This is a genomic window from Kitasatospora sp. NPDC004669 (genome assembly GCF_040609455.1).
Lineage (GTDB): Bacteria > Actinomycetota > Actinomycetes > Streptomycetales > Streptomycetaceae > Kitasatospora.
In genome coordinates this window covers 65520-79756 of sequence record NZ_JBEXKB010000022.1, presented here as the reverse complement: position 1 = coordinate 79756, position 14237 = coordinate 65520, and the positions used below count along the sequence as shown (strand labels likewise).

Genomic DNA, 14237 nt, shown 5'->3' with positions numbered 1-14237 from the left:
GGTTGCGGGGTGACCGCCGTGCTCAGCCATCCCGACCAGCTCAAGGAGCTGCTGGGCATCCCCTTCAACCGGGAGCAGATGGCGGCCATCGGCGCCCCCCTGGCCCCGGCCGTGATCGTGGCCGGAGCCGGCTCCGGCAAGACCACCGTGATGGCCGCCCGGGTCGTCTGGCTGGTCGGCTCCGGCGCCGTGCGCCCCGAAGAGGTCCTCGGCCTCACCTTCACGAACAAGGCCGCCGCCGAACTCGCCGAACGCGTCCGCACCGCCCTGCTCCGGGCCGGCATCGCCGACCGCGACGACACCGAATCGCTCGGCGACCCGGAGATCTCCACCTACCACGCCTTCGCCGGCCGCCTCCTCAAGGAACACGGTCTGCGGATCGGCATAGAGCCCGACGTCCGCCTGCTCGCCGACGCCACCCGCTTCCAGCTCGCCGCCAAGGTGCTGCGCACCGCCCGCGGCCCCTTCCCCGCCCTCACCGGCACCTTCGCCAACCTCGTCGCCGACCTGACGGCCCTGGACGGCGAACTCGCCGAGCACCTGGTCGAGCCCGCCACCCTGCGCGCCCACGACGAGGACCTGCTCGACACCCTCGCCGCCGTCAAGCTCAGCAACGACGACCTGCGCGCCGTCCCCGCCACCGCCCGCGCCCGGCTGGAACTGCTGCGCCTGGTCGAGGACTACCGCCGCCGCAAGCAGGCCGCCGGGCTGATGGACTTCGGCGACCAGATAGCCGCCGCCGCCCGCCTCGCCCAGCAGCGCCCCGAGGTCGGCGAACTGCTGCGCGGCCAGTTCAAGGTCGTCCTGCTCGACGAGTACCAGGACACCTCCGTCGCCCAGCGGCTCATGCTCGCCGGCCTGTTCGGCGGTGCCCCTGACATCAACGGGCGCGGGGGCCACCCCGTCACCGCCGTCGGCGACCCCTGCCAGGCCATCTACGGCTGGCGCGGCGCCTCCGTCGCCAACCTGGACGACTTCCCCCGGCACTTCCCCCGGGCTGACGGCAGCCCCGCCGACCGCTACGCGCTCAGCGAGAACCGCCGCAGCGGCGGCCGCCTGCTCGCCTTCGCCAACCGGCTCGCCGCCCCGCTGCGCGCCATGCACGAGGGTGTCGAGGCGCTGCGCCCGGCCCCCGGCGCCGAACAGGACGGCTACGTGCGGGCCGCGCTGCTGCCCACCCACGCCGAGGAGGTCGACTGGCTCGCCGACTCGATCGCCCACCTGGTGCGCACCGGCACCGCGCCCGGCCGGATCGCCGTGCTGTGCCGGGGCGGCGCGGCCTTCCCGGACATCCACGCCGCCCTGGTCGCCCGCGAGGTGCCGGTCGAGGTGGTGGGCCTCGGCGGGCTGCTGCAACTGCCCGAGGTCGCCGACCTGGTGGCGGTCTGCGAGGTGCTGCAGGACCCGACCGCCAACGCCGCCCTGGTGCGCCTGTTGATCGGCCCGCGCTGGCGGATCGGGCCGCGCGACCTCGCCCTGCTCGGCCGCCGCGCCGCCGACCTGGTGCGCACCGACCGGCCCGAGGGCGTGGAGGCGCTGGCCGCGGCCGTCGCCGAGGCCGACCCCACCGAGGTGGTCTCGCTGGCCGACGCGGTGGAGACCTTCCTGACCGCTTCGACCGGGGAGGGGGGCGACCAGCCGGACGAGCTGCCGTTCTCCGCCGAGGCCAGGGTCCGCTTCGCCCGGCTCGCCGCCGAACTGCGCGAGCTGCGCCGCTCGCTCGCCGACCCGCTGATGGACGTGCTGCACCGGGTGCTGGCCGTCACCGGCCTGGAGGTCGAACTCGCCGCCTCCCCGCAGGCGCTGGCCGCCCGACGACGGGAGACCCTGCACGCCTTCCTGGACGTCGCCGCCTCCTTCGCCGACCTGGACGGCGACCCGGGCCTGGCCGCCTTCCTCGGCTTCCTGCGTGCTGCCCAGGAGTACGAGCGGGGCCTGGACGGCAGCCTGCCCGGCGGCGAGGACACCGTGAAGGTGCTCACCGCGCACAAGTCCAAGGGCCTGGAGTGGGACGTGGTGGCCGTCCCCGGGCTGGTGAAGGGGTCGTTCCCGTCCTCCACCGCGCGCGAACGCTGGACCAGCACCAAGCGAGTGCTCCCGCACGCCCTGCGCGGTGACGCCGCCACCCTGCCGGACGTCCGCGGCGGCTGGAACGGCAAGTCGATGGCCGCGTTCAAGAAGGAGCTGGCCGAGCACTCCGGCACCGAGGAACTGCGTCTGGGCTACGTCGCGTTCACCCGCCCCCGCGCGCTGCTGCTGGCCTCCGGCCACTGGTGGGGGCCGAGCCAGAAGACCGTCCGCGGCCCGTCCGCCTTCCTGGAGCAGCTGCGTGAGCACTGCGAACAGCCCGGCGCCGGCGAGGTCGAGCACTGGGCCGAGCAACCGGAGAAGGGCGCCGAGAACCCGGCGCTGGCCGCCGCCGTCGAGCGTCCCTGGCCGCTGCCGCTGGACCCGGCCGCCCAGCACGCCCGCCGCCGGGTCGCCGCGGTGGTGCGCGGGAGGATCGCCGGCGCACCGGCCCCCGAGCCGGAGCCGATGGCTGCCGAGGACCAACGCCAGACGGCCTCCTGGGACCGCGACCTGACCGCGCTGCTCGGCGAGTTGGAGCGCTCCCGGCGTACCGCCCGTCAGGTGCCGCTGCCCGCCGCGCTGTCCGCCACCCAGCTGCTGCGGCTGGCCGCCGACCCGGACGGCTTCGCCCGCGACCTGGCCCGCCCGATGCCGCGCCCCCCGCAGCCCGCCGCCCGGCGCGGCACCCGCTTCCACGCCTGGGTGCAGTCCCGGATCGAGCCGCTGCTGCTGATCGAGCCCGGCGCGCTGCCCGGCGCCGACGACGACGGCATCGAGGACGAGCAGGACCTGGAGCAGCTCAAGGAGGCGTTCCTGCGCACCCCGTACGCGCAGCGCAAGCCCCACCGGGTGGAGGCGCCGTTCCAGCTGGTGCTGGCGGGTCGGGTGGTGCGCGGCCGGATCGACGCGGTCTACCGCGACAGTGACATGCTGTCGGAATCCGGTGGTGCGTCACGCTACGAAGTGGTGGACTGGAAGACCCACCGCGAGGAGACCGCCGACCCGCTGCAGCTCGCGGTCTACCGGCTGGCCTGGGCCGAGCAGGCGGGCGTAGATCCCGAGCAGGTCACGGCTTCGTTCCTGTACGTCCGCAGCGGGCGGATCGTCCGTCCGGGAGGACTTCCCGACCGAAAAGAGTTGGAACGGCTCCTGATCGGGAACAGTGAATAATGAGTCACACAGAGCATCCAAGTCGTCACGGCAACGCCCGAAACCTGTGCGTCGTGCACGTTTCGCACCTATTGTGGGGTCGGTAACCGGTCAACCCCTGTGCTCCGGCCGCCAGCGAGGCCCGCATTTCCTAACCCTCAGTCATCACCGCAGGTGCCCCAGGGCATCGGCGTCTTCTGCTGGAGAGACCGAAGTTGAGTGCGACCGGATGGATCAGAGAGCGGTTCGCCGGGCCGACCCCGGGCCCCGCCCCGGGCACGACCGGCACCTGGCCGAGGACGGCGCTCGCGCTGCCCTTCATCGGCATGGCGCTGATCGTCGTCCTCGACTACCTCAGCGGCACCGAGGTGACGGTCGAACCCGCCCTCACCGCCGTTCCCGCGCTGGCCGCCGTGGTCAGCCGCCGCACCTGGTACCCGCTCGTCATCGGTCTGTGCACCGAGGCGGCGGCCTTCCTGATGGCCTTCCGCAGCGACGCGCTCGGCGAGTCCGTGCACGCCGCCAGCGTCATCGCGATCCTGCTGGTCGCCACGATCGGCTGGGTCAGCGCCACCCTGAGACTGCGCCAGGAACGCGCCCTCGCCGACGCCCAACTGGTCGCCTCGATCGCCCGCCGGGTGCTGCTGCGACCCGTCCCCGAGAAGGTCGGCAGCATGCGCGCCGCCGTCCACTACGAGGCCGCCGCCGCGCAGGCCCGCATCGGCGGCGACCTGTACGAGGTCGTCAACACCCGGCACGGCGTGCGCGCTGTGGTGGGCGACGTCCGCGGCAAGGGCCTCGGCGCCGTCGAGACCGCCGCCGCCGTGCTCGGCGCCTTCCGCGAGGCCGCCCACCAGGAAGGCGCCCTCGACCGGGTGGCCGGCTGGCTGGCCGTCAGCCTCGACCGCGCCCTGCACGAGAACGACCACCCCGGTGTGGAGGAGGAGTTCGTCACCCTGGTGCTGATCGGCGTCGGCCCCGACGGCACCGCCGAACTCGTCAACTGCGGCCACCCGGCCCCGCTGCTGCTGCGCGGCGACACCGTCCGCCCGCTCGAACTCGCCGAAACCGTACCGCCGTTGGGCGTCCTCGACCCCGCCGACGTCCACCCCCCGGTGCACCGAATCCCGCTCCAGGGCGGCGACCGGGTCCTGCTGTTCACCGACGGGATGATCGAGGCCCGCGACCGCTCCGGCGCCTTCTACCCGCTCGCCGAACGTCTCCCGCGCTTCGCCGACGGCCACCCCGCCGACGTCCTGCAGCGCCTCCACGAGGACGTGGTGCGTCACGTCGGCCGCCAACTCGGCGACGACGCGGCCATGCTGCTCCTGCAGTACGACCCCCAGCCGACTGCGGCCGTCCAGCTGCCGCAGCAGAACGGGATGCTGAGTCGCCTCACCTAGGGCGTGTCCGACAGCCGCGCCCCGGGGTGCGGCCGTCGACTCCCGTCTGCGAGGCGTTCGAAGGCCGGCCCTACAGCGACACCTGGACCAGCAGCGGCCGGTGGTCCGACACCACCGCGCGCGGCGCCGCCGCCGGGCCCATCGCCGCGCGCGGCACCCCGACCGCCAGCACGTGGTCGAACTGCACCGCCGGCCGGTGCGACGGGTAGGTCGGCGTGCGCGCCAGGTCGTACCAGCCCTGCAGCCGCGCCCGCGGCTCGCGCACCCGCCGTCGGCGCGGCTCGGCCGGCGCAGGCCGGGCCCGCCGGGCCGCCCGCAGCTCGCGCACCCGCACCCGCGGCGCGGTGCGCTCCAGCGCCGTCGCCCCGCCCAGCACCGTGCGCGGTACCGCGCCGATCAGGTTGAAGTCGCCCAACACCAGGTACGGCTGCGGCAGATCGGCGATCCAGCGCCGGATCCCCGCCAACTGCGCCATGTTCCAGCCCGGCACGAAGGACAGGTGCGCCGCCACCACCGTGAACGGCCCGCGCCCGCCCTCCAGCACCGCCGCCAGCGCCGCCCGCGGCTCGTCCGGCACCGGCGTCAGCCCGCGTCGCCCGGCCACCCGCAGCGGCAGCCCGAACGGTGCCGGGGCGAACCGTCGGGCCCGCCAGTGCCGCACCGGGAGCCGGGTCAGCAGCGCCGTCCCGTACGAGGGCGGGGCGCCGTCGCCCACGTCACCCGGCCCGTACACCCGCAGCCCGTCCGGCCCGGTCGGCTCCGGCACCCAGCCCGCGACCGGCGCCGGGCGCCCGTGCAGTGCGGCGGCGAAGCGCCAGTCGCCGGCGCCCATCGCCTCGGCCGCCACCGCCGCCTGGTCGGTGCCGCCCGAGCGCGCCTGGTGCCGGTCCACCTCCTGCAGGGCCAGCACGTCGACGTCCAGCGCGGCCACCGCCTCCGCCAACGGGGCGCCCGCGTCGGCCGGGTAGGGGCGCGGCGCGCCGTCCGGGGCGAGCGGCTGACCGTGCAACAGGTTGAAGGTGGCGATGCGCAACTGGCTCACACCGCACGACGGTACCCGAGGGCGCGCGGCTTGAGGCGGTAGGGCATACCGGGTATACATACTGAGTATGTCCATCCGCCACGGTCTGCTCGCCCTGCTCGACCAGGGCCCCCGCTACGGCTACCAGCTGCGCACCGAGTTCGAGGCGCGCACCGGTGCCACCTGGCCGCTCAACGTCGGGCAGGTCTACACCACACTCTCCCGACTCGAACGCGACGGCCTGGTCGAACCCGCCGGCGAGGACGAGGAGGGACACCAGTTCTACGCCGTCACCGACGCCGGCCGCACCGAACTGCGGTCCTGGTTCGACACCCCGGTGCCCCGGACCAACCCCCCGCGCGACGAACTGGCGATCAAGCTCGCCATGGCGGTGACCGTCCCGGGTGTGGACGTCTCCGCCGTCGTCCAGGGCCAGCGCCGGCACAGCATCAAGGCGCTGCAGGACTACACCCGACTCAAGGGCCGCGCCCTGGCGGGCGAGGCCCGGCCCGGCACCGTGCCCTCGGAGAGCAACGAACTCGCCTGGCTGCTCGTCCTCGACCAGCTGATCTTCCAGACCGAGGCCGAGATCCGCTGGCTCGACCACTGCGAGACCCGGCTCGCCCAGCAGGCCGAACTCCAGCAGGCCCGCGCCGCCGAGGCCGCCCGCGACGGCGCCGCCGAGCCCAGGCGGCTCGGGCGCCGCAGCCGCGCCTAGGGCGGCGTGTTCCGCGGGCCCGGCGGCGATCCGCAGGGCCCGCCCCAGCCATTCGAACCAGAGGCCCGGCGCCCCGACGCCCGGCCCGTACCCAGCACAAGGGGGGAATCGTGTCCCACACCGAACAGTCCCGGCCGACGCCGGTGCTGCACCTGGAGAACGTCACCCGCGTCCACGGCCAGGGCGCCGCCGAGGTCCAGGCCCTGCGCGGCGTCGACCTCAAGGTCCACCCCGGCGAGTTCGTCGCCGTCATGGGCCCCTCCGGCTCCGGCAAGTCGACCCTGCTCACCCTCGCCGGCGGCCTCGACACCCCGAGCACCGGCCAGGTCCTGGTCGAAGGCGTCGCCCTCGGCGGCCTCACCCGCAAGCAGCTCGCCCGGGTCCGCCGCCGCTCCGTCGGCTACGTCTTCCAGGACTACAACCTGATACCGGCCCTCACCGCCGCCGAGAACATCTCGCTGCCGCGCGAACTCGACGGCCTGTCCGCCCGCGCCGCCCGGCGCGAGGCCCTCACCGCCCTGGAGGAACTCGGCATCCCCGAACTCGCCGACCGCTTCCCCGACGACATGTCCGGCGGCCAGCAGCAGCGCGTCGCCATCGCCCGCGCCCTGATCGGCGACCGCCGCCTCGTCCTCGCCGACGAACCCACCGGCGCCCTTGACTCCACCACCGGCGAAGCCGTCCTCGCCGTCCTGCGCGCCCGCTGCGACGCCGGTGCCGCCGCCATGATGGTCACCCACGAAGCCCGGCACGCCGCCTGGGCCGACCGCGTGGTCTTCCTGCGCGACGGCCGCATGGTCGACGAGTCCGTCAGCCAGGACGCCGCAAGCCTGCTCGTCAGCGCTGCCACCAACAGCATGAAGGTGGACGAGTGAAGTTCAGCGCCTGGCGGGTCGCCCTGCGCATCGCCCGTCGCGACGCCCTGCGCGCCAAGGGCCGCAGCGCCCTGGTCGTCGCCATGGTCGCCCTGCCCGTCCTCGGCGTCACCGGCGCCGACGTGTTCTTCCGCAGCGCCACCCTCGAACCCGCCGAACAGGTCGTTCGGATCATGGGCCGGGCCGACGGCGAACTGGCCATGACCGAGCGCGGATCCGCCGTCAAGCAGGCCCCCAACCCCGACGACGGCGTCATGATCGACAACCCCAAGTACGAGGCCAAGGAGGGCACCACCCCCCAGTACACCCCCGCCCAGCAGCGCGCCCTCGCCACCGAGCCCGGCCGACTGGCCCAGCAGTTGCTCCCGCCCGGCACCACCCTGGTGCCCGAGCGCGAGGGCCCCTCCACCGCGACCAGCAGCGCCGAGGGCCTGCTCAGCACCCGCACCAGCGAAGCCGACCTGGCCGACCCGGTCTGGACCGGCCGGATCAACCTGGTCGACGGCCGCGCCCCCGCCGGCGCCAACGAGGCCGCCGTCACCCGGGCGTTTCTCAACCGCTCCGGCCTCAAGCTCGGCGACCGCACCACCGTGCGCGGGCTGGAGTCCACCCCCTTCACCATCACCGCCGCCGTCGAGTTCCCCGGCGATCTGAAGGCCACCGAACTCATCGCCCGGCCCGGCACCCTGATCGGACCGCTCGCCGGCACCCCCGGCGGCGACCGGAACCAGAACCCCGGCCAGAGTCCCGGTCAGAGCACCGGCACCGAGAACACCCAGGGCTCCGACGCACCCACCCGCTGGCTGGTCAAACTCCCCGCGGGCGCCACCCTCGACTGGGCCAAGGTCACCGAACTCAACGGCTACGGCTTCACCCTCACCTCCCGCGCCGTCGTGCTCGACCCGCCCGCCCGCGCCGACGTCCCCTACTACGTCGAACTGGACAAGCACAGCCAAGGAGGCGGCACCGCCCTCCTGGACCGCACCTCCGTCGTCATCCTCGCCACCGTCGCCGGCATGGCCCTGCTGGAGATCGTGCTCCTCGCGGGCCCCGCCTTCGCCGTCGGGGCCCGGCGCTCCCGGCGGCAGCTCGGCCTGCTCGCCGCCGCCGGCGGTGAACGCGCCAACGTCCGCGCGGTCGTCCTCGGCGGCGGCATCGTCCTCGGCGTCACCGGCGCCGTCATCGGCCTGGGCCTGGGCATCGTCCTGGTCGCCGTGCTGCGCACCCAGGCCGAGGAGTACGCCGGCCAGCGCTTCGGCCACTTCAACCTGCAGCCGCTCGACCTGCTCGGCGTGCTCCTGGTCGGCCTGGTCACCGGCCTGCTCGCCGCCGTCGTGCCCGCCGTCCAGGCCTCCCGTCAGGACGTCGTCGCCGCGCTCACCGGCCGCGACTCGCTCAAGCCCCCGAGCCGCAAGCTCGCCCTGCTCGGCCTGCTGATGCTCGCCGGCGGTACGGCCCTCGCCCTGCTCGGCGCCACCAGCGGCTTCGCCAGCCGCAGCCTCGCCGTCCTCGGCGGCTCGGCCGTCGCCGAACTCGGCATGGTCGCCCTCACGCCCTACCTGGTCGGCTTGTTCGGCCGGCTCGGCCGCTGGCTCTCGCTCGGCCCCCGGCTCGCCCTGCGCGACTCGGTCCGCCACCGCGGCCGCACCGCACCCGCCGTCGCCGCCGTGATGGCCGCGGTCGCCGGCTCCGTCGCGGTCAGCATCTACCTCGTCAGCTACGACGAGCAGTACCGCCGCGACTACATCGCCACCGGCCCCTCCGGCGCCGTCGTGCTCGGCGGCTGGATCGGCGACACCGACGCCAAGCTGCTGCCACAGATGCGCGACACCGTGGAACGCACCATCCCCGACGCCGGCCCGCGCGCCGACGTCGCCCGGGTCACCTACAAGGGCGACTGCTCCGGGCGCAATTCCTGCGGCTTCGTCCAGATCGAACTGCCCAAGGAACTGCGCTGCCCCGCCCTCGACAGCGACACCGCGCTCCCCAACGGCGAGGTCGAGCGGATCATGACCTCCGACCCGCGCTGCAAGGTCCGCGATCGCGGCGGCAGCCACTTCGGCAACCTGACGGCCGGCGACGCCACCCTGTTGCGCAACCTGTACGGCGTCACCGACCCGGCCGCCGGCAAGGCCCTCGCCGCCGGAAAGGCCGTCGTCTTCGACCCGCGCTACATCAAGGACGGCAAGGTCGTCATCCAGACGCGCGAGCCGGTCGACTTCGGCGCGGGCGGCGTGGCCGCGGCCAAGCCCGCGCGCACCGATCTCGCCGTCGACGCCGTCCTCGCGCCCGCCGCGATCCCGGCCCACGGCCAGGCCGTGATCAGCCCGGACACCGCCAAGCGGCTCGGCCTCGACACGTCGCCGACCGGTTCGGTCTGGCTGCCCGACACCGCGCCCACGGACGGCGCCGAGCAGAAGGCCAACGGCGCGCTGGCCAAGCTCAGCGACCACAACCTGTTCTCGGTCGAGCGCGGCTACCAGTCCCGTGCCGGCCTGATCGGCCTCGGCCTGTCCGGCTTCGCCGGCCTGGTCGCCCTCGGCGCCGCCGGCATCGCCACCGGACTGGCCGCCGCCGACTCCCAACGGGACCTGACCACCCTCGCCGCGGTCGGCGCCGAACCCCGGATCCGGCGCTCGCTGTCCGGCTTCCAGTGCGGAGTGATCGCCGCCATGGGCACCCTGCTCGGCGTCGTCTGCGGGATCGTGCCGGCCGTGGCCATCCGCAAGGTCCAGGGGGCGGCGGGCACCTTCCCCGGCATGAGCCCCGAGGAGATCGCCAACAGGTCGGCCGTGGTCTTCCCCTGGCCCACCATCGCCGCCACCGTGCTGGTGCTGCCGCTGCTCGCGGCGGGCCTGGCGGCGCTGCTCACCCGCTCACGGATCTCGCTGCTGCGCCGCTCCGGCTGAGTCGCCCGGGTCCCTCCGTCACCCCCGTCCGCTGTTCCCGCGGCGGGGGTGACGGAGGTTACAGCCCCGACGGGCGGCTGCAACCGGACGGCCGGGGCGGGCACCCGCACGGGCGAACTACAGTCGTCGGTATGACGAGAACTCCGGACAGCGCCGTCCGCTCCTTCATCGACCAGCACCAGGCCGCGTTCCTCGCGGACCTGTCCGAGTGGCTGGCCATCCCCTCGGTCTCCGCCGACCCGGACCGGGCCGTCGACGTGCGCCGCTCCGCCGAGTGGCTGGCCGCCAAGCTGCGCGAGACCGGCTTCCCGGTCGCCGAGGTGTGGGAGACCGACGGGCTGCCGGCGGTGTTCGCCGAGTGGCACTCCGGGGACTCGTCCGCGCCGACCGTCCTGGTCTACGGGCACCACGACGTGCAGCCCGCGGCGAAGGAGGACGGCTGGGACACCGAGCCGTTCTCCCCGACCGTGGTGGGCGGGCGGCTGTACGCCCGCGGCGCCGCCGACGACAAGGGCCAGGTGTTCTTCCACACCCTGGGTGTGCGCGCCCACCTGGCCGCCACCGGCCGCACCGCGCCGGCCGTCAACCTCAAGCTGCTGATCGAGGGCGAGGAGGAGTCCGGCTCGCCGCACTTCGCCGACCTGGTGCGCCGCGAGGCCGAGCGGCTGGCCGCCGACGTGGTGGTCATCTCCGACACCGGCATGTGGTCCGAGACCACGCCGACCGTCTGCACCGGCATGCGGGGCCTGGCGGACGCCCAGCTCGACCTGTACGGGCCGGACACCGACATCCACTCCGGCTCCTTCGGCGGCGCCGTCCCCAACCCGGCCCAGGTCGCGGCCGAGCTGGCCGCCGCCCTGCACGACGCCGACCGCAGGGTCGCGATCCCGGGCTTCTACGACGGGGTCGTGGAGCTGACCGAGCGCGAGCGCGAGCTGTTCGCCGAGCTGCCCTTCGACGAGGCGCAGTGGCTGCGCGTCGCCAAGTCGTACGGCACCCGCGGCGAGGCCGGGTACTCCACCCTGGAGCGGGTCTGGGCCCGCCCGACCGCCGAGGTCAACGGCATCTGGGGCGGCTACACCGGCCCCGGCGGCAAGACCATCGTGCCGTCCTCGGCGCACCTCAAGCTGTCCTTCCGGCTGGTGGCCGGCCAGGAGGTGGAGAAGGTCCGCGAGGCGGTCCGTGCCTGGGTCGCCGAGCGGGTGCCCGAGGGCATCCGCCACGAGCTGGTCTTCCCGGGTGCGACCCGGCCCTGTCTGACGCCGCTGGACCACCCGGCGCTGCAGTCCACCGTGCGCGCGATGGGCCGGGCCTTCGGACAGCGGATCCTGTTCACCCGCGAGGGCGGCTCCGGCCCCGCCGCCGACCTGCAGGACGTGCTGGGCGCCCCGGTGCTGTTCCTCGGCATCTCGGTGCCCTCGGACGGCTGGCACTCGGTCAACGAGAAGGTCGAGCTGGACCTGCTGGCCAAGGGCGTGGAGACCGCCGCGTACCTGTGGGGCGACCTGGCCGAGAACTTCAGGCCCGGCGCGTGACCGGGCCCCGGGCCCGTCACCGCGATCACGACCATGGCAGTCAGATCACTCATCCGGATGATTCACCACGTGGGGATGGAACGAAGTGAGCACCGTGCCTGAGACCGAGCGTCCGCTGGCCCTGGCCAGGTCGGGGGTGGACCGGGCGGCCGAGCACCGGTTCGACGAGCCCTGGCTGGCGGCCGCCTGGAGCCACCCCTCCACCCGGGTGCTGCCGATCGCCGGCGGCGAGGCTTTCGTCGTCGACACCGCGCAGGGCACCGAGCTCGTGCTGCTGCCCTCCTTCGAGGCGCCGCAGACCGGGGACCGGTACTTCCTCGGCACCGACGAGGACGGCGTCTCGTACTTCGCGCTGGCCGGCGAGAGCCTGCCCGGCCGGCTGGACGGCGACGCCCGTCCGGCGGGGCTGCGCGAGGTCGGCGCGCTGCTGTCCGACCGGGACGCCGGGCTGCTGGTGCACGCCGTGGCGCTGGAGCACTGGCACCGGCTGCACAGCTTCTGCTCGCGCTGCGGGCACCCGACCGAGAAGGCCGGCGCCGGGCACGTGCGGCGCTGCACCTCCTGCGCGGCCGAGCACTACCCGCGCACCGACCCGGCGGTGATCATGGTGATCACCGACGAGCAGGACCGCTGCCTGCTCGGCCGCCAGGCGCTGTGGCCGGAGGGCCGCTGGTCCACGCTGGCCGGCTTCGTCGAGCCGGGGGAGTCGATCGAGCAGGCGGTGGCCCGCGAGGTGCAGGAGGAGGCGGGGGTCCGGGTCGGCGAGGTCCGCTACGTCGCCAGCCAGCCCTGGCCGTTCCCGTCCAGCCTGATGCTCGGCTTCATGGGCAAGGCGCTGCCGGGCGGCACCGAGATCGCCGTGGACGGCGAGGAACTGGCCGAGGCGCGCTGGTTCTCCCGCGAGGAGCTGCGGGCCGGGATGGAGGCGGGCGAGATCCTGCCGCCCTCCGGCATCTCGATCGCCCGGCACCTGGTCGAACTCTGGTACGGCGAGCCGCTGCCGACGACCGCGCGCTGGTAATCCCGTACGAAATCCGACCGGTTCCGCTTCTGGCCGATTCCGCGCGGAAGGGGGCGTGCGACTTATGCCGCGCGCCCCCGTTTTTCTTTTCCAGCCCTTCCTGAATCCCGCACGACCGGCGGTTCGTGGCCGGACGGGCCAGTTCTGCTACCGCCGGGCACTCCCGAACCCCCGCCGTCAACCCGCGCGGACGACATTGCCGGAAACGGCTGAAACCGCGTCACCGCGCTCGCTACATTCACTCGGGTGACAATCCCCCGGGGCACCGCCCAATCGCCCAAATACCAGCGCCTCGCCGCCGACCTGCGCCGCCGGATCGCCGAGGGCGAGTTCACCGCCGATGCCGCCCTGCCCGTCGAGAGCGAGCTGGAACGCCAGTACGGCGTCGCCCGCAACACCGTCCGCCTCGCCGTCGACGTCCTGGTCAACGAAGGCCGACTCGTCCGCCTCCAGGGCAAGGGCACCTACCTGCGCGAACACCCCGTCCTGGACCACCGCGCCTACGGACCCGCCCTCGCCCCCGCGCCGCGCGACTGCCTGGCCGCGCCCTCCGCCGTCTACCTCGGCGAAGCCGCCGACGCCGGACGCGAACTCAGCACCGACTTCGAGATGATGATCGTCCGGGCCCGCGTCGACGTCGCCGAACGCCTCGGACTGCGCCCCGGCGAGGCCATCGTCGTCCGCCGCCAACTGCGGCTGCTCGACCGCGAGCCCTACTCCATCGAGGAGAGCCACTACCGGGCCGGACTCGCCGCCGGCACCCCGCTGATGGAACCCGACCCCGTCGACGGCGGTGACGAAGCCGTCCTCGACGCCCTCGGCCGCACCGAGATCGGCGCCGTCGACCACCTCGTGGCCCGGATGCCCGGCCCCGAGGAGGCCCAGTGGTTCCAGGGCGGCCCCGGCGTCCCGCTCATGGTGCAGACCCGCGTCACCTACGACCGGCGCGGGCCCGTCCGGGTCATCGAGACCCGCTACTCCGCCGACCGCAGCCGGCTCGTCTACGGCATCGGCGACCTCGGCGCGCGCACCACCCTGCCCGCCCCCGCCGCCCCCGTCGACCCCGCCCGGGCCGACGCGCCGTGACGCGCGCCGATCCGGCCGGGACCGGGCGGGTCAGGCCGCCAGGGCCTTCTTGACCTGCAGCAGGCTCGGGTTGGTCATCACGACCCGCTCGCCGCCGGCGACCGGCTGCACCAGCACCGTCGGCACCGTCTGGTTGCCGTTGTTCACCGACTCCACGAAGGCCGCCGACGCCGGGTCCTCCTCGATGTTGATCTCGGTGTAGCCGATGCCTTCACGGTCCAGCTGGCTCTTCAGGCGGTTGCAGTACCCACACCAGGTCGTGCTGTACATCGTCACGGTGCCGGACATCGAGGGGGCTCCTTCGAAAGAGAGGTTCACGCGGTCTCAGGACCAAACGTCCGCCGGGCGGCGGGCATTCCGACATGCCATCGGTCGACACGCGGAGCGATCATCCTGCGATCACACCGGGCCTGTGGACAACCCCGCCCCCGTTGTCCCACCGGACTGAGA

Annotated in this window: 10 protein-coding genes; 8 read left to right on the top strand and 2 right to left on the bottom strand. The window is 74.2% G+C overall.

Annotation, left to right across the window (positions count from 1 at the left end; all coding sequences use genetic code 11):
- Nucleotides 1-9 precede the first annotated feature (9 nt).
- Together ABZW30_RS20135 and ABZW30_RS20130 are read left to right on the top strand one after the other, a co-directional pair.
- Complete coding sequence (locus tag ABZW30_RS20135) at nucleotides 10-3240, top strand: ATP-dependent DNA helicase (RefSeq protein WP_355672484.1); 3231 nt, start codon at nucleotides 10-12, stop codon at nucleotides 3238-3240.
- A gap of 194 nt (nucleotides 3241-3434) precedes the next feature.
- The gene (locus tag ABZW30_RS20130; RefSeq protein ID WP_355672483.1) at nucleotides 3435-4622 is read left to right on the top strand and encodes a PP2C family protein-serine/threonine phosphatase; all 1188 of its coding nucleotides are present in this window, start codon (nucleotides 3435-3437) and stop codon (nucleotides 4620-4622) included.
- A gap of 70 nt (nucleotides 4623-4692) precedes the next feature.
- Here the strand turns inward: ABZW30_RS20130 and ABZW30_RS20125 are convergent, their stop codons facing one another.
- Nucleotides 4693-5664, bottom strand: coding sequence for an endonuclease/exonuclease/phosphatase family protein (locus tag ABZW30_RS20125; RefSeq protein WP_355672482.1), 972 nt, complete (start codon nucleotides 5662-5664; stop codon nucleotides 4693-4695).
- Nucleotides 5665-5731: 67 nt separating this feature from the next.
- On the opposite strand from ABZW30_RS20125, the gene ABZW30_RS20120 reads away from it, so the two are divergent.
- From ABZW30_RS20120 to ABZW30_RS20095, 6 genes are all read left to right on the top strand, one after another.
- On the top strand, nucleotides 5732-6361 hold the full coding sequence (locus ABZW30_RS20120) for a PadR family transcriptional regulator (RefSeq protein WP_355672481.1): 630 nt from the start codon (nucleotides 5732-5734) through the stop codon (nucleotides 6359-6361).
- A gap of 110 nt (nucleotides 6362-6471) precedes the next feature.
- On the top strand, nucleotides 6472-7236 hold the full coding sequence (locus tag ABZW30_RS20115; RefSeq protein WP_355672480.1) for an ABC transporter ATP-binding protein: 765 nt from the start codon (nucleotides 6472-6474) through the stop codon (nucleotides 7234-7236).
- Complete coding sequence (locus ABZW30_RS20110) at nucleotides 7233-10145, top strand: ABC transporter permease (RefSeq protein WP_355672479.1); 2913 nt, start codon at nucleotides 7233-7235, stop codon at nucleotides 10143-10145. Before ABZW30_RS20115 ends, ABZW30_RS20110 begins: the two co-directional genes overlap by 4 nt.
- Nucleotides 10146-10276: 131 nt before the next feature.
- Nucleotides 10277-11680 (top strand): dipeptidase, encoded by a 1404-nt coding sequence (locus ABZW30_RS20105; protein WP_355672478.1) that lies wholly within the window; start codon nucleotides 10277-10279, stop codon nucleotides 11678-11680.
- An 85-nt stretch (nucleotides 11681-11765) separates the two neighbouring features.
- Nucleotides 11766-12701 (top strand): NAD(+) diphosphatase, encoded by a 936-nt coding sequence (nudC, locus tag ABZW30_RS20100; protein WP_355672477.1) that lies wholly within the window; start codon nucleotides 11766-11768, stop codon nucleotides 12699-12701.
- Between the two features lie 246 nt (nucleotides 12702-12947).
- Complete coding sequence (locus ABZW30_RS20095; RefSeq protein ID WP_355672476.1) at nucleotides 12948-13787, top strand: GntR family transcriptional regulator; 840 nt, start codon at nucleotides 12948-12950, stop codon at nucleotides 13785-13787.
- 30 nt (nucleotides 13788-13817) lie between these two features.
- Here the strand turns inward: ABZW30_RS20095 and ABZW30_RS20090 are convergent, their stop codons facing one another.
- Entirely contained in the window at nucleotides 13818-14075 is a 258-nt protein-coding gene (locus tag ABZW30_RS20090; RefSeq protein ID WP_355672475.1) for a mycoredoxin, read from the bottom strand.
- Nucleotides 14076-14237 lie beyond the last annotated feature (162 nt).

Excerpts from the sequence above, each read along its gene's own strand:
- ABZW30_RS20120 (WP_355672481.1), top strand. The coding sequence starts at position 5,732 with ATGTCCATCCGCCACGGTCTGCTCGCCCTGCTCGACCAGGGCCCCCGC.
- ABZW30_RS20105 (WP_355672478.1), top strand. The coding sequence starts at position 10,277 with ATGACGAGAACTCCGGACAGCGCCGTCCGCTCCTTCATCGACCAGCAC.
- ABZW30_RS20090 (WP_355672475.1), bottom strand. The coding sequence starts at position 14,075 with ATGTCCGGCACCGTGACGATGTACAGCACGACCTGGTGTGGGTACTGC.